Raw genomic sequence first — 17612 nt, forward strand, 5'->3', positions numbered from 1 at the left:
GTACAAAACCCTATACTGGCGCCTTCCAAAGGGAGCACAAACCCTTGAGCGGGCTGTAGACCACGCTACTCCGGCCTTCAGGGCCAGGGCGACCCTAACGTCCCCCGAGCGACAGCGGAGCAGCCCCCGAAAACATTCATGTTTTTGCGTGCGTACATCGCGACTGCAGCAACATTCCTTAGATCCAAGTGGCCTATGGGCCGTGTGTAAAACAAACCATCAGTGTTATCACACGGGCACAAGGCCCTCACGCAGGAGACGACACGTCATGCTGAGCTGGGACGAATTCGACAAAGAAGACGAAGGCGAAGTCGCTGTTAAAGGCGCCAACGCTGGCCACGCGACCGAAGCCAATATGGACCGCCTTGACACCGCAGGCGGCGTTGCAGCCCAGGAAGCCCGTGCAGTCACTGCCACCGACTCCGCTGCAATCAAGCGCGCCAAGGCAGCTCTGGACAACCTCGACATCGCTGAAGGTCTGGCCGAACTCGAAGGCGCCAGCGCTCGCGTGGCTGTCGACGAAAAAATGATGATCAACTGCCGCGCCGACCTTAACCAGCTCGTACCGTTCAAGTATGACTGGGCGTGGCAGAAGTATCTGGACGGTTGCGCAAACCACTGGATGCCGCAAGAAGTCAACATGACCGCCGACATCGCCCTCTGGAAAAACCCCGAAGGCCTGACCGACGACGAACGCCGCATCGTGATGCGTAACCTGGGCTTCTTCTCCACAGCTGACTCCCTGGTTGCCAACAACCTGGTGCTGGCCGTGTACCGCCTGATCACCAACCCGGAATGCCGCCAGTACATCCTGCGCCAGGCGTTCGAAGAGGCGATCCACACCCACGCCTACCAATACTGCATCGAATCGCTGGCCATGGATGAAGGCGAGATCTTCAACATGTACCACGAGATCCCGTCGGTCGCTAAAAAGGCCACCTGGGGTCTGAAGTACACCCGCTCGATCTCGGATCCGAAGTTCGAAACCGGCACCGTTGAGACCGACAAAGAGCTGCTGCGCAACCTGATCGCCTACTACTGCGTTCTGGAAGGCATCTTCTTCTACTGCGGCTTCACCCAGATCCTGTCGATGGGTCGCCGCAACAAGATGACCGGCGTTGCCGAGCAGTTCCAGTACATCCTGCGTGACGAATCCATGCACCTGAACTTCGGCATCGATGTGATCAACCAGATCAAAATCGAAAACCCGCACCTGTGGGACGCCGAAATGAAGGAAGAAGCTTCGCAGATGATCCTGCAAGGCACCCAGCTTGAGATCGAATACGCACGTGACACCATGCCACGCGGCGTACTGGGCATGAACGCGGCCATGATGGAGGACTACCTCAAGTTCATCGCCAACCGCCGCCTGTCGCAAATCGGTCTGAAAGAAGAGTACCCAGGCACCACTAACCCATTCCCATGGATGAGCGAAATCATGGACTTGAAGAAAGAGAAAAACTTCTTCGAGACGCGGGTTATTGAGTACCAAACTGGCGGCGCACTGAGCTGGGATTGATTCCGGGCTTGAGCTGACTGCTGTTGGAAGGGCTGCCGCAAGGCGGCCCTTTTTATTGGGCGAACGAAAGGCGGCGACTCAATATCGAAAATTTCGACTGTTGCTTGCGATGCAAACAGCTTCACCCAAGGCAATGCTGTTCACTCAAGAGCTGCGTAATACCACGCTCGCTACAGAATCAGATTTCACTTAGGTGAATGGCATGGCTGAGCCAGGGGCTTGGAACTGATTCAAAAAATGAGTTTGATCGCCTCCGAAAACAACTGTATAAAAACACAGTATATTTTCAAGCACTGACTCAGCCCTGGAGACTCCCCATGCCCAACTTAGCCATGCGCAGCACGTTTGAACGAATCGTCATCAACCAATTCACCCCGCTGCACTGCGCACAAGCCCGTGAAATGCTCGGCTGGAGCGTCGAAGATCTGAGTGAGCTGTCCAAGGTCTCGGTTCCGGCGATTCAACGCTTTGAAGCTGACGGTCCCATCCGCGATGTCACACGGCTTGCGCTGGCTTACTGCCTGGAAGCCGAAGGCTTGGTGTTCTTTCCCGGCTTTGCACCGGGCCGAGGCGGCAATGTTCGGGGCACCACTCCCGACCCGATAGGTCGGGAAGACTTCGCCCTCATCGAGTAACAATCCCACGCCTCAGAGGCGGACCTGCTTGCCAGGCACCGCATCGGTGGTTTGCGCTTCGAGCCACCAGGCGCGGCCCTTGTGGGGCTCTGACAGGTTGAACGCCTCGCCCATTGCTGGCGTTGAAATGAGCACATTGCGCTCGTTTGCCAACGCCACAATGCGGTCAAACGGCTCGTGCCAGGCATGAAAGGCCAAATCAAAAGTACCGTTGTGAATGGGCAGCAACCAGCGGCCTTTCAGGTCGATATGAGCCTGCAAACTGTGCTCGGGCTGCATGTGCACGTCTGGCCAGTCAACGTTGTAGGCACCCGTTTCCATAAGCGTCAGGTCGAAGGGACCAAACTGCTCGCCGATTAATTTAAACCCGTCGAAGTAACCTGAATCGCCACTGAAGAAAATTCGTACGTCATCGATGATCATTACCCACGACACCCACAACGTCTCGTTGTGATCAAACAAGCCCCTACCTGAAAAGTGCTGGCAGGGCGTGGCGATAAAACGAATACCGTCACGCTCGGTTTCTTGCCACCAATCCAGCTGCTGAATTTTTTGCGCGGGCACGCCCCACTTGATCAGCAAATCACCAACGCCCAGCGGGGCCAAAAAGTGCTGCGTTTTGGCTGCCAGTTGCAGCACTGTTTTTTGATCCAGGTGATCGTAGTGGTTATGCGAAAGGATCACGCCTTGCAGCGGCGGAAGTTCATCCAGGCTAATCGGCGGCGCATGAAAACGCTTGGGCCCCGCCCACGTAAAGGGCGACGCACGCTCGGCATACACCGGGTCTGTCAGCCAGAACTTGCCTTTGAGTTTGAGCAGCAGAGTGGAGTGCCCCAGACGAAACACGCTTAAATCCGGTGCTTTCTCTAGAGCTTCACGGGTCAAGGGTTTAACGGGGACCGGAGCCGCAGGCCGGGTGTCCGCGGGCTTGTGAAAAATCATTTTCCAAAAAATGCGCAAGGTTTTTCCCAGACTCGCTGCCGGCCTGACACCTTGATTACGAAACTTCCCTTGATACTGCTCGGCAGGCTTTAGCCTGTTCGTTTCAGAAGGCTCGATTGGCATGCTGCAAAGACTCCCCGACACAAAGCGTGATTATTACGCCTGTTTTTTGAACGATAGAAGGCCAATCGTCATTTTCTAACGCCAAAAAAGCGTACCTGATGCTATTCCGTTAAAAATCCTAGTAGGTTACTGAATATGACTGGCGTAATAATCGACAATGCCCGTCCGTGAAAATGAAAAAAACGTGGTGCTCACTGGCGGCGACCGCACCCCAAGCCTCAACACTTTGCGTAGATAGCTATGGATGATCAAAGAGGCAAAGGTTTGTCATTCGCCCGGCGCATTTATGCGCCTAGAACTTTTGGCCTGGTGCTGAGCTGCGTCAGTGTGATGGCGGCTCTCGAGCCTATGAACATGCCTACCTGGGTCTGGGTGTTATTACTCATTAACAGCCTTGCTTGGTCGCACCTGGCATTTCAGCTGTCATCCCACTCGGTTTACCCTTATCGCGCAGAACGTAACAACCTGTTGATGGACTCCGTATTTGGCGGTTTTTGGGTCGCAACCATCCAATTCAATCCGCTCCCGGCAGTGACCATTTTGTCGATGATCATGATGAACAACGTCTCGGTCGGCGGCCCCAAAATGCTGGTGCGTGGGGCTGTGGCGCAGGGGCTGGGGATCATCCTTTCATGGCTGCTGTTTGGCGTGGCCTTCAACCCTGACACCACGTCCGTGCAAATCTATGCTTGCCTGCCCATGCTGACGCTTTATCCATTTGCAATCGGGATGGTCAGTTATCGCATGGCCATCAAACTGGCAGAACACAAGCGCGCACTGAGTGCCCTCAGCCGCACCGACAGCCTGACCGGACTGCTCAATCACGGCTCATGGAAAGATTTGCTGCAACTCAGCTTTCACAAGTGTCAGCAAAGCCACTCAAACGCCACACTGGCGTTAATCGATATCGACCACTTCAAGCACATCAATGACAACTATGGGCACATTGTGGGTGACAGTGTGTTGCGACAGCTCAGCATTGCGCTCAAGGAAAACCTGAGAGCAGAAGACTTGGCTGGCCGTTATGGCGGGGACGAGTTTTGCGTTATTTTGCCGAACCGCTCACTGGCGCAGGCGCAGGCGCAGGAAATCATGGAACGGCTGCGCCACGTGTGCAGTCACTACCATTACCCCGATGAACCTGATCTGCAGGTGAGCCTGAGCATTGGCCTGGCGTCTTGCCGCCCCGAGTTCACGGACGCCTCCATGTGGCTGAACGAGGCCGACAAGGCGCTGTACATCGCCAAGAATACCGGCCGCGACAAAATCAGTATTGGGGCTGGTGACATGCTTGCAGACACCCTCCTGAGCAAGCCTTAACTCACACAGCGACGCACCGCCGTAATCTCGGGCACGTCCTGACGCTGCATGTACACCCGCAAGGGCTCGGTGATGTTCAGGCGATCGTCGATATTTTGATCCAGTAACAGCTGAATCAGCTCGCGCTTGAGCGTCATGGTATCTGCAGCGCCTGCCTGCCAGACGAACTCGCTGGTGGGCGTGATGTTGTCGTCGGCCACATCCATTCCGAAAGAGTCTTCACTAAAACGAACAATGTAGTGTTCTGTCTTACGATTGAAACCAACAAAACCGTTAAGTAGATCGGCGGCCTGGCAGATTAACTGCGAAGTGATGCGCATGGTAAACCTCATTGACGACTAGGGACGATGGTTTACACGCAAGGTTGAATGCTCATCCCTCTGCCGGGGACGCTGTTGACCCCAAGGGTACTGCACAACTTTTCTAATACCAAGGACCTCAAACATGCCTGACTTCGCCAAAAGCGCCTTGCTGCTGAGCCTGCTGCTCACAACGAGCGGTGCCCATGCCGCCAGCGCGCCCGAGATGAATCCGACAGCGCTGGCTAACGCGCACGGCATTGCGCACCCGGCAGTGATCGCCCATCGCGGGGCGTCATTCGATGCACCAGAGTCAACCGCCGCGTCCTACACGCTGGCTCGCGACTTGGGTGCCGACTATCTGGAAATGGACCTGCAGCGCAGTAAAGACGGGGTTCTGTTTGCGCTGCATGACAACAGCTTGCTGCGCACCACTGACGTCGCCAAAAAATTCCCGGAACGCAAGGACAGCCCGGCCAGCGCCTTCACCCTGGCAGAATTGAAAACCCTGGATGCCGGTAGCTGGTTCAATCAGGCCTACCCGGATCGCGCCCGCCCCGCTTACGTCGGCTTGCCCATTTTGACCCTGGACGAAATCATTGATATCGCCCAAGGCAACCCACAACACAAGCCGGGCCTGTACATCGAAACCAAAGAACCCGGGCAATTTCCCGGCATTGAACACGACCTCAAAAACAAACTGAGCGAACGGGGCTGGCTGGCTCCCCCTGCGCCTGCATCTACAGGCACGGCGCCACAACCCGGTGAAGGCAAAGGCCGAGTGATCTTGCAAACCTTCGAAAAAAACAGCCTGACATTGCTGCAAAAAGAAATGCCCGACACGCCTAAGATCTTGCTGCTGTGGGTCGGTGCAGGCGCTATTGCACCCGACTCCAACGTCAGCTTCGCCGACTCGGGCGAGAAGGACAAAGCCGCTTACTACGCCAAATTGCACCCCAAGGACAACGCCGAGTTCCTTCAGTGGCTCGACTTCGCCAAGGCCAACGGCGCCATCGGCACAGGCCCGTCAGCCGCCTTGACCCACGGCGGCGACCAGAGCTACTTCGACCTGATTCAACCCTGGATGAACAAGGCAACTCACGACAAGGGCATGCTCGTGCACGTGTATACCCTCGACGAACCCGTGGACTTCAAGAAAGCAATGGATGCCGGCGTCGACGGCATTTTCACTAACCGCACCAGCGAACTGCTTAAGTTCTACCAGCGCCCGGCCGCTCAAACCGTGAGCCAATTGCTGGAGAAAAACGGCTATTAGCGCCCACTCCAGGCCATAGATGCGGCGCAGTAACCCTTTGTAGGAGCGAGCTTGCCTCGCGATCTTTTGATCTTTTAAAAGATCGCGAGGCAAGCTCGCTCCTACAGATTTCAGGCGCAGGGCGGAAATTAAGGGTGAGTTAAGTTGCGACAGTTAACCTGATCCCACTTAAACAGCTCACCCACGAGGGATTAAACATGAAAGCACTTAACCTAATGTTCGCCGCCGCAGCACTCACCTTGACAGCTGGTTTAGCCCAGGCCGATGTTCGCCCGGACCATATTCCAGGGTTGCTTAAATCAGGCGAAATCACCTCGTTTGAAAAGTTGAATCAAACTGCAACCAACCAACACCCTGGCGCAACCATCGTCGACACCGAACTTGATCATTCTTTCGGCAAATTGGTCTATGAAGTTGAACTGAAGGATGCCAAGGGCGTTAAGTGGGAAGTCAGCCTGGACGCAAAAACTGCCGAAGTATTGGAAAACAAGCAAGACACCTAAGTCAGGTTAAAACACTCCAACGCCGCGCCCTGAATGTCAGGGCGCGGCTTTTTTATGGACAGCTTGCCTTACAATTTTCGTACATCATTGCACGGGCTCGCTAAAATCATCTTTTATTACGTTTAGACCGAGAACACCTTCTATGAGGCCAAGTGCCGCTGCCGATATCGCCACGATTAACCGGATCAGTGCTGTCCCGGCGATTCTGCAGGTCATTACAGAAATGACCGGTATGCGCTTTGCGGCTGTGGCGCGTGTCACCCAACAAACCTGGACCGCGTGCGCGGTACTCGACAATCTGGGCTTTGGCCTGGAACCCGGTGGGGAGCTAGATCTAGTCAGTACATTGTGCTTTGACAGCATGAACTCTTTCCAGCCGATCATTATCGACAAAGCCAGCGAAGATCCGGTGTATCAACACCACCACACGCCAAAAATCTATCAATTCGAAAGCTACATCACGATCCCGGTGTTGCGTACCGATGGCAGTTTCTTTGGCACCTTGTGTGCACTCGACCCCAACCCTGCGGACCTTAAGAACAGCGCCATCCAAAGCACAATGGAGTCTTTTTCGCGCCTGCTGTCACTGCAAATCGAGGCAGAAGAAAACTTGCAGCGTGTAGAAACTGCGTTGGCCCAAGAGCGCGAGAATGCGCAGTTGCGCGAACAGTTCATCGCAGTGCTTGGGCATGATTTGCGCAACCCTTTATTTGCAATCACCACTGCTGCCGAGTTCTTGCTACGCAAACATCCTGATCCGCAAACCCACAATTTGGTGCAGCACATCAAGGCCTGCGGCGATCGCGCCACGCAATTGGTTGAAGATGTGCTGGACTTTGCCAGAGGACAGCTTGGCAGCGGTATTCCCGTGACACTGCACGAATGCCAAAACCTCAAGCAGATGCTCGAACACGTGATTTCAGAGGTGCAGCACATTCACCCCGAGCGTCAGATCCACTCGGTCATCGGCCCGTTAGACACGATTAAATGTGACAGCAACCGCTTGGCGCAGTTGCTCTCAAACTTGCTCGCCAATGCCATCACCCATGGTTGTACGAAAGTGCCCGTGCGCGTCACTGCCTTGGTCTGCGACCAGATATTCACCCTCTGCGTGGTCAATCAAGGCAAACCCATTGCGAGTGATGTTCTACCGCACCTTTTTCAGCCCTATTCGCGCCCTGCCAACGATACCCCGCAAGCAGGCCTTGGACTGGGCCTGTACATTGCCAGCCAGATTGCCTTGTCACACCATGGCCAACTCAGCGTGGTATCGAATGAACAACAAGGCACGATTTTTACCTTCACCTTGCCGCTTTCTCTGAGCCTTGAGGCCTGACATGCACACCCGCCTCTGCGTTTATGAAGACCTGACGCCCGTGCAACGCGCCCTATTGCGCGGCATTGAAGTCCAGCCACAGCAGATCGCCTTTTGCGGAGACATTGAATCAGCCCTGCATTCGCTGCCAGCCCACTCTCATGCGGGGATAAAAGGCTTCGTGCTGCTCAGCGACGAACAGCCCGTGGCCTTCATGCTCCTTAAGCGTCAACCCCTGTTGGCTCACTGGGCCGAACCTGACAGCGCCACTCTGCACGCCTTGCAAGTCGACAGGCGTGTCCAAGGTCAAGGGCTGGGCAAAGTCTGCCTGCACGCACTGCCTCCAGTCATCAACCGGCTATGGCCTGAAGTTCGTCAATTGATGTTGTCGGTCAGCCCTTCTAACACCCATGCCTTGGCCTTTTATCTGAGCCAGGGCTGGGTTGAATGCGGCGAGGCCTATCGCGGCGAACGACGCCTGGCCTTCACGCTCCCGCCTGTGGAGCAGGCGTTGCACGCGGTTTAAGAGGGCGCCGGATTTCCTGCAATCTTTCAGCGGCTTGTGAAGGCGGCATAACATCGAGTGAGTCGGCAACGTCGCGATCAAGTGCAGGAACAAAAATCACTCGACTCTGTTTGCAGAAAAAAACTCACCCCAGCCATCTAGACAAAGGGCCATCATCGCCCTTATTGTCTCGCCCAGACCACCGCAGTGGTCAACGTCGCTCGGACGGTTCCGGGCGCTTACGTATCAGAGGCTTACATGGCTGACCAAGGTTCGCCGCGCCGCTTTGCGCGCATAGATCGACTCCCCCCTTACGTTTTCAACATCACGGCTGAGCTGAAGATGGCCGCCCGACGTCGTGGCGAAGACATCATCGACTTCAGCATGGGCAACCCTGACGGCCCGACTCCGCCACATATCGTTGAAAAACTCTGCACCGTCGCACAGCGTGAGGACACTCACGGCTACTCGACTTCGCGTGGCATCCCACGACTGCGCAGGGCTATTTCTCGTTGGTACGCCGACCGCTACAACGTTGAGATCGACCCGGAACACGAAGCCATCGTCACCATTGGTTCCAAAGAAGGCCTGGCGCACTTGATGCTCGCCACCCTCGATCAGGGCGACACCGTGTTGGTGCCGAACCCCAGCTACCCGATTCACATCTACGGTGCAGTCATTGCCGGTGCCCAAGTACGTTCGGTGCCGTTGATTCCGGGCGTGGATTTTTTTGCCGAGCTGGAAAAAGCCATTCGCGGCTCAATCCCCAAGCCAAAAATGATGATCCTGGGTTTCCCGTCCAACCCTACGGCGCAGTGTGTCGAGCTGGACTTCTTCGAACGCGTGGTCGCGCTGGCCAAGCAATATGACGTGTTGGTGGTCCACGACCTGGCTTACGCCGACATTGTGTATGACGGCTGGAAAGCGCCTTCGATCATGCAGGTACCGGGCGCCAAAGACATTGCCGTCGAGTTCTTCACCCTGTCTAAAAGCTACAACATGGCAGGCTGGCGAATTGGCTTTATGGTCGGCAATCCGGAGTTGGTGAACGCACTGGCCCGGATCAAGAGCTACCACGACTACGGCACGTTTACCCCGCTGCAAGTGGCAGCCATTGCGGCACTTGAAGGCGATCAGCAGTGCGTCAAAGACATTGCCGAGCAGTACCGCCAACGCCGTAACGTATTGGTCAAAGGCCTGCACGAACTGGGCTGGATGGTTGAAAACCCGAAAGCATCGATGTATGTCTGGGCCAAAATCCCCGAAGCGTATGCCCATATGGGTTCGCTGGAGTTTGCCAAAAAGCTGCTGTCAGATGCCAAGGTCTGTGTCTCACCCGGCGTAGGCTTTGGTGAATACGGTGACGACCATGTGCGTTTTGCCCTGATTGAAAACCAGGACCGTATCCGTCAGGCCTTGCGCGGCATTCGTGCCATGTTCCGGGCGGATGGTTTGAGCGCCAGCTAAACCAAACCATTACGCCTGCGTAGCAGCTGACGAGCCGAGCGAGGCTGCGTCCGATTGCGAAGCGATCGTGAAGCCCAGACACGCGATTTATTTGGAGAATCGCGTTGCCTGGCTTTACGACGGCTACGCCGCCGGACGTAGCCTTCGGCAACTGCTACACCACCAACGACAGCAGCATGATGAAGATCAAGCCGACAACCGACAGGATGGTTTCCATCGCGGTCCAGGTCTTGAAGGTTTCAGCCACGGTCATGTTGAAGTACTGCTTCACCAGCCAGAAACCCGCATCGTTCACGTGGGACAAGATCAACGAGCCCGCGCCCGTCGCCAGTACCAACAGCTCGCGGTTCACACCCGGAATCAAATCCACCACCGGCAACACAATCCCCGCCCCGGTAATGGTCGCCACGGTCGCAGAACCGGTTGCGATACGAATCACAGCGGCTACCAGCCACGCCAGCAAGATCGGCGAGATTTGCGCGTTCACGGCCATGTGCCCGATCACATCACCCACACCGCTGGCTACCAGCATTTGCTTGAAGCCACCGCCCGCACCAATGATCAAAATGATCGCAGCAGTCGGCGCCAGGCTCGCGTCGAGCAACTTGAGAATGCGCTTGGAATCAATCCCCTGCCGCGCACCAAAGGTGTAGAGCGACAGCAGCAACGCCAGCAACAGCGCACTGATCGGGTGACCGATCATGTCCATCCACACGCGGAAGAAGTTGCCATCCGGCAACGCCACGTCGGCAAAGGTCTTGAGCAACATCAGGAACACCGGCAACAGCACCGTGATCAGCGTGATGCTAAAGCTTGGCAGACTGCTGGATTCAGGCTCGCTGGCCAGTTGATCCATGAGTTCCTGAGACGGGTTCCCCGGGATGTACTTGGAGATGAAGGTCCCGTAAATCGGGCCTGCAATGATCGCTGTCGGCAACGCCACGATCAGGCCATACAGAATGGTTTTACCAATATCAGCACCGAACACGCCAATCGCCAGCAAGGGGCCAGGGTGCGGCGGCACCAGGCCATGCACGGCAGACAGGCCGGCGAGCAACGGGATGCCGATTTTGATCAACGACACGCCAGTACGGCGGGCAACGATAAACACCAGCGGGATCAGCAACACAAAGCCGATCTCGAAGAACAGCGGAATGCCGACCAAAAACGCAGCAAACATCATCGCCCACTGAACCCGCTCCTTACCAAAGGCACGAATCAGCGTACGGGCAATCTGGTCCGCGCCCCCCGAGTCAGCCATCATTTTGCCGAGCATGGTGCCCAACGCCAAAATGATCCCGACAAAACCCAGCACACCCCCAAAACCGTCCTGGAACGATTTGATGATCAGGCCCGCTGGCATACCGGCGGTCAGCCCCAGAAACGCAGAGGCAATAATCAACGCGATAAACGGATGCAGCTTGAATCGGGTGATCAATACGATCAGCCCGATAATGGTCACGACTGCATCTATCAGCAGAAACGTGTTGTGGGACATGCCTAGCATGGGGCGTCTCCTGCCTTGTTTTTGTTCTCAAATGCGAATGTGCAGTCTTCGCTGAAACGGACAGCGCTGTCTTTTTGAAACAAAATCATGAGGTTGCCAGTAAAGAATGTTCACACCACCAATCACGGGCAGCGCCCGCCAACTGGTTAATATCCAGCGCTGCCGCGTTCAGCGTCAGCACCAAAGGTTCTTGGCTCGGCGACTCAAGGGCGGCGAACTGGCTGTCAATCAGCGTCTTGGGCATAAAGTGCCCCGGACGATGCGCCACTCGGTCTGCGGCCACCTGCGGCGTCAGCTCCAAAAACACGAAACCCAAGCCATCAACAGCACTACGCAAACGCTCGCGATAACGCAGTTTTAGCGCCGAACAGGTCAAGACCGGGCGCTGGCCACGAGCAACCGCCGCACGCAATTCATCGCACAAGCTGTCTAACCAGCCAGCACGGTCTTCATCAGTCAGGGGGATACCGGCGCTCATTTTTTCAATGTTGGCCGCTGGGTGAAACGCATCGCCTTCAATCGGGGTCGCACCATTGAGATGGCACAACGCCTGGCTCACGCTGGACTTGCCGCAGCCGGCAACCCCCATGACGACCAGGGCAGTGATAGGTTGACTCATGAAACACCTCAGTCCGTAGACAGCGCTGTCTTTGTCAGTGCATTCAATGCTTGAAAGCAAAGCACAAAGACCAGGCTACCGACGTCTATTTCTCGTTTTTATGGGGAGACGCCGTGACGCTCTCGACATACAAAGATATTGAATAGTCCTACAGACAATCAGGCAATTGCCGACAGACAAGGACAGCGCTACCTTAGTGACTTGTTTTTTGTTTGGCAAGCCGCCCCGATGACCTCTTCTAAAAACGATAAAAACCCCCGCACCACGGGTCGCCCTACCCTCAATGAGGTGGCACGCCTTGCTGGCGTCAGTCCGATTACCGCCTCGCGTGCCCTGCGCGGTATCAGCAGTGTGGCCACAGAGCTGTCAGAAAAGGTGCGCAGGGCAGCCGATGAGCTGAACTACGTGGTTAACCCGGCCGCTCGGGCGCTGGCTTCGGCGCAAAGCCATTCGGTGGTGGTGCTGGTGCCGTCATTGTCCAACCTGCTGTTTATCGACACCCTCGAAGCGATCCACGATGTGCTGCGCCCTAAAGGTTTTGAAGTGCTGATCGGCAACTATCACTACTCCCGCGATGAAGAAGAGAACCTGCTGCGCAACTACATGGCTTACCAGCCGCGCGGCCTCTTGCTGACAGGCTTTGACCGTTCTGAAAGCTCGCGGCGCATGATTGAAGCGAGCAATACGCCTTGCGTGTACATGATGGAACTGGATGCGGGCGCGGGCCTCAACTGTGTCGGATTCTCGCAATTAAAAGCGGGCGAAACCGCTGCCCAGCACTTGATCTCACGCGGGCGTCGCCAACTGGCCTACATCGGCGCACAGCTGGATCAGCGCACCCTCTTGCGTGGCGAAGGTTACCGCCGCGCCTTGCAGGAAGCCGGTTTGTACAGTCCCGACCTTGAAGTGCTGACGCCGCGGCCTTCATCGGTGGGCCTGGGCGGCGAACTGTTCTTGCAGTTGCTGGCCAGCCATCCGCAGGTGGATGCGATCTTTTTCGGTAACGATGACCTGGCCCACGGCGCCTTGCTGGAAGCCGCCCGCATCGGGATCAAAATTCCAGAGCAAATATCCGTCCTGGGCTTCAACGACCTGCCCTCCTCCGAGTTCATGGTGCCGCGCCTCAGCAGTATTCGTACTCCCCGAGAAGCCATAGGCCGTCGCGCCGCAGAACAGATGCTCACCCTGATGGCCGGAAACAAGGTACAACAGCCGGTGCAGGACATGGGCTTTGAGTTGATGCTGCGTGAAAGCACCTAAGGTGGCCGCTGAGCGGCAAAAGTTGTCCGCCCGGCCCTTCCGACAGCCCGCCTGCTGGCCTGCAGCTCTTTAAAACTGGGCTCCGCAGGCTGGGCACGCTATTTGCTCTGCTAATCGGCATCACCTTTTAGAGGGCCACGTTCATGTTGATTAACACGCAGCAAACCTCTGCTATCCAAAAGAGCCAGCGCACCGACCTTGATCCGGCGAATGCTGCCGCCAGCGTGCTGTACAGCCAAGCCCAGCAAAACGCGCAACCGTTAACCAATATTCAAGCACCTGCGGCATCCGTGGCGGGCAATGCCCAAGTGGATAACATCGACGCCGCCTTCGCTAAAACCCGCGTCATGTTGCAGGCCAGTTCGTCAGCGACAAGCGCTGCGACCCAACCTTCGGCCACCGATGAGTTCAAGGACTACATGAGCAAATCGCCAGCCCAGCGAATTCGCGAGCAGTTATTGAAGGAGTTGGGCCTGACTGAAGACGATGTAAAAGCCATGCCGCCGGAGAAACAGCAGGCTATTTCTGACCAGATCACCGCGCTGATGCAGCAAAAAGAAGCGGTCAAACAAGCCGCCGCCGCACAACAGCAGTTACCTGTGTAGGAGCGAGCTTGCCTCGCGATCTTTTAAAAGATCAAAAGATCGCGAGCAAGCTCGCTCCTACACAGGTTTGGTCGGCTAATTGATTTGCAGCGTCGAGTTGAACTGGCTGATGGCGTCGACCACGTGCTTGGAACCTTGCTGGATTTCCAGAATCGCTTCGCCCGCTTCATTGGCCAATGAAACCCCGAGCCCGGTTCGGCTCAAACTGGATTGCATGCTGGTCACCGCACTCAGCGATAAATCGTGGTTTTTGCGCACCACCTCGACGATTTCCACCGTCGCCGCACTGGTGCGCGCCGCCAAGCTTCGGACTTCGTCTGCCACCACCGCAAAACCTCGTCCATGTTCGCCCGCACGGGCCGCTTCAATGGCCGCGTTGAGCGCCAGCAGATTGGTTTGATCGGCGATGCCGCGAATGGTCTGCACAATTTTTCCGATGATGTCCGATTGCTTGCTCACAGCGTCGATGCTTTGCGCGGCCTCGTTGAGGTCTTTGGAAATGGCCTCGATGGTTTGCACAGTTTGCTGAACCACCTGTGAACCTTTCTGCGCGCACGCGTCGTTTTGTACTGACGTTGCGTGGGCAGATTCGGCAGCCGTTTGCAGATTAGTGACTTGTGCCGTGATGTCGCTGGCAAACTTCACCACTTTGTACAAACGCCCCTTGGCGTCGAAGATCGGGTTGTAGGAGGCTTCCAGGAACACGGTATGGCCGTATTTATCGACCCGCTCAAAGCGCCTGGAATGGTATTCGCCACGATTGAGCGAGGCCCAGAAGGCCTTGTACTCAGCTGATTCTGCTTCATTGCGGCGGCAGAACATGCTGTGGTGCTGGCCCACAATTTCAGCCAGCGAGTAATGCAGGGTATCGAGAAAGTTCTGGTTGGCATTGATGACTCGGCCATCGGGTGAAAACTCAATCATGGCCATGGAGCGGCTCAGGGCATTCACGATGCTCTGATTCTCGTGCTCTTTATTGATCCGTTCGCTAATGTCGGCAGCCACTTTGATGACGCTGGTTACTTGCTGGTTTGCATCGGTAATCGGCATGTAACTGGCTTCGAGCCAAATCTCGCGCCCTGCTTTATCAAGCCGTAAAAAAGTCCCGCTGAGTGGTGCGCCATTCGCCAGGCTTTTCCAGAACTGAGCATATTCGATTCCACGCTGGTAAGCGTCTTCGCAAAACAGACGGTGATGCTTGCCGCGAATCTCGTCAACGCTGTAGCCCATCACTCGGCAAAAGTTATCGTTGGCTTCAAGAATGATGCCTTCAGGGCTGAACTCGATCATTGCCATTGAACGGCTGACAGCCATTAACTTGGCCTTCATATCATCCAAAGAACAGCTAAGGCGCTGGTTCTCAAGCAAGTCGGCTTTGCGGTGTAAATTAAACATGACTCAACCCCTGAAGATGCTGCTTATTGATGAATCGATCATTTCAAGGCGCACAAGACCGCCAGCGAATTAAGTGCTTACTGTTAGCGTGATACTCACTCAGGGGTAAGCATTTGCGCATCAAGCCCCTTGTGCTTGAAGCATAGACAGACAAAAAAAGGGTGCAAGCCAATTGCCAGCAAGGCGCGACGAAACGCTCACAATGAGCAGAAAAACCGCAGCGCCTGCATCGCTGGCAAGCCTGTTTTCAACGCCGCATAACCGATGTGCGTGTATATACTGCGTGCCCGTTATCAAAGCCTGTGGACTTCATGACTACCCTTGTTTACGCCCCGCTCGAAGCGCCGTTGTGGCCCCTCATGAACAAGTTTTATCGCGCTCACCAGTCGTCGATGAAAGCGAGTAAAGACGCGCAATTGTGGGTAGCTCGCCAAGAAGAGATTGTCGCCGGTTTGTGTTTGCGTCCCGTAGCCCACGGCAACTGGTTGACCGGGTTATTTGTCGCACCCGCGGTGCGTGGGCGTGGGATTGCCGCGGCATTGGTGGAGGCTGCGGCGTCGGCTTGTGAGGGGCCGGTCTGGTTGTTTTGCGACCCTGAGCTGCAAGGGTTCTATGAAAGGCTGGGGTTTAGCCTAGATACCGACTTGCCCCAGGTGTTGCATGAGCGTCTGGTGCGCTATCAACGCAACAAGGCGATGATAGCGATGGGCCTCAAACCTACTCTTTAGTGCCAGGCTCCAGATCCGGAAACAGCACGTCGATAAAACCGAATTTGTTGAAATCCTTGATCCGGGACGGGTACAAACGGCCGATCAGGTGATCGCATTCATGCTGCACCACCCGCGCATGGAAACCTTCGGCCACGCGGACGACCGGCTCACCTTTAGGGGTGAAACCTTCGTAACGGATTTTCTGAAAACGCTCGACTGCCCCACGTAGCCCCGGCACTGACAAGCAGCCTTCCCAATCCTCTTCGACAGCCGGACTCAATGGCGTGATCAGCGGGTTAATGAGGATGGTTTGCGGCACGGCCTCTGCATCGGGGTAACGCTCGCTGTGCTCGAAGCCGAAGATCACCAATTGCAGGTCAACCCCGATTTGCGGGGCTGCCAGGCCCACACCACCGGCGTGCTCCATGGTCTGCAACATGTCATCGATCAATTGCCAGAGTTCTGGCGTATCAAACATCTCGGTGGGTACTGGCTGAGCAACCCGCAGCAGGCGCTCGTCACCCATTTTCAAAATTTCACGAATCATGATCAGGCTTCATCTGAAGTGGGTTTAAGGGAGTGGTCACGCCCCAGACCGGACACATGATGTTTGACCTCGGCATCATCGGACTCATCGAATGTCTTTTCACCCGAGTCCTTGCCTTCGGCGGACATGTGCTCAATCACAGCGTTCATTTCAGCGCCCAACAGCAGCACGGCTGCCGAAATATAGAAGTACAGCAACAGCACAATAATTGCGCCGATGCTGCCATACATGGCGTTGTAATCGGCAAATGTTTTGACATAAAAAGCAAAACCCAGCGAGGCCAGAATCCAGACCACTACGGCCAAGACCGAGCCTGGCGTAATAAAGCGAAATTTCTGCTCTACATCGGGCATGACGTAGTAGATGACAGCCACGGCCACCATCAGCAACAAAATGATTACCGGCCAGCGCAGAATGGTCCACAGCGTGACCACAAATTCTTCAAGGCCCACCTGGCCCGCCAGCCAGCTCATCACTTGCGGGCCGAGCACCATCAGCGCGGCGGCAGCCAGAAGCATGCCGGCAAGACCAATGGTGTAGAAAATCGACAGCGGAAAACGCTTCCAGGCCGGACGCCCTTCAACCACGTCATAGGCCGCATTCATCGCGCTCATCATCAGACGCACGCTGGCTGAGGCCGTCCACAATGCGATCACGATACCCACCGAGAGCAACCCGCCCTTGGACTGCTGCAATTGGTCAATCACCGGATTGACTTGCTCAAGCGCCTGCGGCGGCAGCACCAGTTCGGACTGCAAACGCAGCCAGGTGAAGAAGTCAGGCAAATGCAAAAAGCCGATCAGTGCAATCAGAAACAGAATGAACGGGAACAACGAGAAGAGCATTTGATAGGCCAGCGCAGAGGCATAGGTCGACATCTCATCGTCGATAAACTCTTTGACTGTGCGAATGAGTACTTTGCCTAACGGCAGGCCTTTCAAGACCGGAAAAAACATAGCGTCTCCTTTCGCCGCTGAAAAAGGGGCTCAACACGCCCTCCCACTGGAGGGGGGTTTTACCTCAAAAGTAGTCTAACTGGCGACTTTGGAAACATTTAACCGTCAA

At 55.7% G+C, this 17612-nt stretch carries 18 protein-coding genes and 1 pseudogene; 11 read left to right on the plus strand and 8 right to left on the minus strand.

From position 1 onward, the window contains the following. The first annotated feature begins 268 nt into the window (after nucleotides 1–268). A complete protein-coding gene (locus RHM56_RS16505; protein ID WP_322233986.1) occupies nucleotides 269–1519 on the plus strand; it encodes a ribonucleotide-diphosphate reductase subunit beta in 1251 nt (416 codons plus the stop codon). 317 nt (nucleotides 1520–1836) lie between these two features. Then, a complete protein-coding gene (locus tag RHM56_RS16510) occupies nucleotides 1837–2154 on the plus strand; it encodes an XRE family transcriptional regulator (RefSeq protein WP_322233989.1) in 318 nt (105 codons plus the stop codon). A gap of 12 nt (nucleotides 2155–2166) precedes the next feature. Here RHM56_RS16510 and RHM56_RS16515 read toward each other — a convergent pair whose 3' ends face one another. Further along, the gene (locus RHM56_RS16515) at nucleotides 2167–3219 is read right to left on the minus strand and encodes an MBL fold metallo-hydrolase (RefSeq protein ID WP_322233991.1); all 1053 of its coding nucleotides are present in this window, start codon (nucleotides 3217–3219) and stop codon (nucleotides 2167–2169) included. A 240-nt stretch (nucleotides 3220–3459) separates the two neighbouring features. On the opposite strand from RHM56_RS16515, the gene RHM56_RS16520 reads away from it, so the two are divergent. Then, nucleotides 3460–4539, plus strand: a complete 1080-nt coding sequence (locus RHM56_RS16520) for a diguanylate cyclase (protein WP_322233994.1) — start codon at nucleotides 3460–3462, stop codon at nucleotides 4537–4539. Here the strand turns inward: RHM56_RS16520 and RHM56_RS16525 are convergent. Beyond that, entirely contained in the window at nucleotides 4536–4859 is a 324-nt protein-coding gene (locus RHM56_RS16525) for a DUF2025 family protein (protein WP_322233996.1), read from the minus strand. The two genes, RHM56_RS16520 and RHM56_RS16525, sit on opposite strands and share 4 nt — an antisense overlap. 124 nt (nucleotides 4860–4983) lie before the next feature. Between RHM56_RS16525 and RHM56_RS16530 the strand changes: the two genes are divergently transcribed. The 5 genes from RHM56_RS16530 (at nucleotide 4984) to alaC (ending at nucleotide 9904) form a co-directional block, all read left to right on the plus strand. Next, entirely contained in the window at nucleotides 4984–6114 is a 1131-nt protein-coding gene (locus RHM56_RS16530) for a glycerophosphodiester phosphodiesterase (protein WP_322233998.1), read from the plus strand. A gap of 197 nt (nucleotides 6115–6311) precedes the next feature. Then, nucleotides 6312–6617: a PepSY domain-containing protein gene (locus tag RHM56_RS16535; protein WP_322234000.1), complete on the plus strand. Its 306-nt coding sequence runs from the start codon at nucleotides 6312–6314 to the stop codon at nucleotides 6615–6617. Nucleotides 6618–6759: 142 nt separating this feature from the next. Continuing rightward, nucleotides 6760–7953 carry a GAF domain-containing sensor histidine kinase gene (locus RHM56_RS16540; RefSeq protein ID WP_322234003.1) on the plus strand — a complete coding sequence of 398 codons (1194 nt, stop codon included), beginning with the start codon at nucleotides 6760–6762 and terminating at the stop codon, nucleotides 7951–7953. Nucleotide 7954: 1 nt separating this feature from the next. Then, the gene (locus RHM56_RS16545; RefSeq protein WP_322234006.1) at nucleotides 7955–8458 is read left to right on the plus strand and encodes a GNAT family N-acetyltransferase; all 504 of its coding nucleotides are present in this window, start codon (nucleotides 7955–7957) and stop codon (nucleotides 8456–8458) included. 237 nt (nucleotides 8459–8695) lie between these two features. Beyond that, nucleotides 8696–9904, plus strand: coding sequence for an alanine transaminase (gene alaC, locus RHM56_RS16550; RefSeq protein WP_322234009.1), 1209 nt, complete (start codon nucleotides 8696–8698; stop codon nucleotides 9902–9904). 154 nt (nucleotides 9905–10058) lie between these two features. On the opposite strand, the gene RHM56_RS16555 is transcribed toward alaC, so the two are convergent. Together RHM56_RS16555 and RHM56_RS16560 are read right to left on the minus strand one after the other, a co-directional pair. Beyond that, a complete protein-coding gene (locus RHM56_RS16555; RefSeq protein WP_322234013.1) occupies nucleotides 10059–11411 on the minus strand; it encodes a GntP family permease in 1353 nt (450 codons plus the stop codon). Nucleotides 11412–11496: 85 nt separating this feature from the next. Then, entirely contained in the window at nucleotides 11497–12030 is a 534-nt protein-coding gene (locus RHM56_RS16560) for a gluconokinase, GntK/IdnK-type (protein ID WP_322234016.1), read from the minus strand. Between the two features lie 228 nt (nucleotides 12031–12258). On the opposite strand from RHM56_RS16560, the gene RHM56_RS16565 reads away from it, so the two are divergent. Next, entirely contained in the window at nucleotides 12259–13290 is a 1032-nt protein-coding gene (locus RHM56_RS16565) for a LacI family DNA-binding transcriptional regulator (protein WP_322234019.1), read from the plus strand. Nucleotides 13291–13433: 143 nt separating this feature from the next. After that, the gene (locus tag RHM56_RS16570) at nucleotides 13434–13895 is read left to right on the plus strand and encodes a hypothetical protein (RefSeq protein WP_322234022.1); all 462 of its coding nucleotides are present in this window, start codon (nucleotides 13434–13436) and stop codon (nucleotides 13893–13895) included. A gap of 75 nt (nucleotides 13896–13970) precedes the next feature. On the opposite strand, the gene RHM56_RS25975 is transcribed toward RHM56_RS16570, so the two are convergent. Next, entirely contained in the window at nucleotides 13971–14543 is a 573-nt protein-coding gene (locus RHM56_RS25975; RefSeq protein WP_416194919.1) for a methyl-accepting chemotaxis protein, read from the minus strand. Further along, nucleotides 14520–15290 (minus strand): annotated as a pseudogene (locus RHM56_RS25980) (PAS domain-containing protein); the annotation flags it as partial. The pseudogene RHM56_RS25980 and the gene RHM56_RS25975, both read right to left, overlap by 24 nt. 311 nt (nucleotides 15291–15601) lie before the next feature. Here RHM56_RS25980 and RHM56_RS16580 point away from each other — a divergent pair. Next, entirely contained in the window at nucleotides 15602–16018 is a 417-nt protein-coding gene (locus RHM56_RS16580; RefSeq protein ID WP_322234027.1) for a GNAT family N-acetyltransferase, read from the plus strand. Here RHM56_RS16580 and def read toward each other — a convergent pair. Further along, nucleotides 16008–16547 carry a peptide deformylase gene (gene def / locus RHM56_RS16585; protein WP_322234029.1) on the minus strand — a complete coding sequence of 180 codons (540 nt, stop codon included), beginning with the start codon at nucleotides 16545–16547 and terminating at the stop codon, nucleotides 16008–16010. The genes RHM56_RS16580 and def overlap by 11 nt on opposite strands. A 2-nt stretch (nucleotides 16548–16549) precedes the next feature. Beyond that, nucleotides 16550–17503 carry a YihY/virulence factor BrkB family protein gene (locus tag RHM56_RS16590; RefSeq protein WP_322234031.1) on the minus strand — a complete coding sequence of 318 codons (954 nt, stop codon included), beginning with the start codon at nucleotides 17501–17503 and terminating at the stop codon, nucleotides 16550–16552. Nucleotides 17504–17612 lie beyond the last annotated feature (109 nt).

It is taken from the genome of Pseudomonas sp. CCC3.1 (assembly GCF_034347405.1).
In the GTDB taxonomy this organism is placed as follows: domain Bacteria; phylum Pseudomonadota; class Gammaproteobacteria; order Pseudomonadales; family Pseudomonadaceae; genus Aquipseudomonas.

What these genes read in the sequence shown, in the direction of transcription:
- RHM56_RS16505 (WP_322233986.1), top strand. Translation starts at nt 269, where the DNA reads ATGCTGAGCTGGGACGAATTCGACAAAGAAGACGAAGGCGAAGTCGCT.
- RHM56_RS16510 (WP_322233989.1), top strand. Translation starts at nt 1,837, where the DNA reads ATGCCCAACTTAGCCATGCGCAGCACGTTTGAACGAATCGTCATCAAC.
- RHM56_RS16515 (WP_322233991.1), bottom strand. Translation starts at nt 3,219, where the DNA reads ATGCCAATCGAGCCTTCTGAAACGAACAGGCTAAAGCCTGCCGAGCAG.
- RHM56_RS16520 (WP_322233994.1), top strand. Translation starts at nt 3,460, where the DNA reads ATGGATGATCAAAGAGGCAAAGGTTTGTCATTCGCCCGGCGCATTTAT.
- RHM56_RS16525 (WP_322233996.1), bottom strand. Translation starts at nt 4,859, where the DNA reads ATGCGCATCACTTCGCAGTTAATCTGCCAGGCCGCCGATCTACTTAAC.
- RHM56_RS16530 (WP_322233998.1), top strand. Translation starts at nt 4,984, where the DNA reads ATGCCTGACTTCGCCAAAAGCGCCTTGCTGCTGAGCCTGCTGCTCACA.
- RHM56_RS16535 (WP_322234000.1), top strand. Translation starts at nt 6,312, where the DNA reads ATGAAAGCACTTAACCTAATGTTCGCCGCCGCAGCACTCACCTTGACA.
- RHM56_RS16540 (WP_322234003.1), top strand. Translation starts at nt 6,760, where the DNA reads ATGAGGCCAAGTGCCGCTGCCGATATCGCCACGATTAACCGGATCAGT.
- RHM56_RS16545 (WP_322234006.1), top strand. Translation starts at nt 7,955, where the DNA reads ATGCACACCCGCCTCTGCGTTTATGAAGACCTGACGCCCGTGCAACGC.
- alaC (WP_322234009.1), top strand. Translation starts at nt 8,696, where the DNA reads ATGGCTGACCAAGGTTCGCCGCGCCGCTTTGCGCGCATAGATCGACTC.
- RHM56_RS16555 (WP_322234013.1), bottom strand. Translation starts at nt 11,411, where the DNA reads ATGCTAGGCATGTCCCACAACACGTTTCTGCTGATAGATGCAGTCGTG.
- RHM56_RS16560 (WP_322234016.1), bottom strand. Translation starts at nt 12,030, where the DNA reads ATGAGTCAACCTATCACTGCCCTGGTCGTCATGGGGGTTGCCGGCTGC.
- RHM56_RS16565 (WP_322234019.1), top strand. Translation starts at nt 12,259, where the DNA reads ATGACCTCTTCTAAAAACGATAAAAACCCCCGCACCACGGGTCGCCCT.
- RHM56_RS16570 (WP_322234022.1), top strand. Translation starts at nt 13,434, where the DNA reads ATGTTGATTAACACGCAGCAAACCTCTGCTATCCAAAAGAGCCAGCGC.
- RHM56_RS16580 (WP_322234027.1), top strand. Translation starts at nt 15,602, where the DNA reads ATGACTACCCTTGTTTACGCCCCGCTCGAAGCGCCGTTGTGGCCCCTC.
- def (WP_322234029.1), bottom strand. Translation starts at nt 16,547, where the DNA reads ATGATTCGTGAAATTTTGAAAATGGGTGACGAGCGCCTGCTGCGGGTT.
- RHM56_RS16590 (WP_322234031.1), bottom strand. Translation starts at nt 17,503, where the DNA reads ATGTTTTTTCCGGTCTTGAAAGGCCTGCCGTTAGGCAAAGTACTCATT.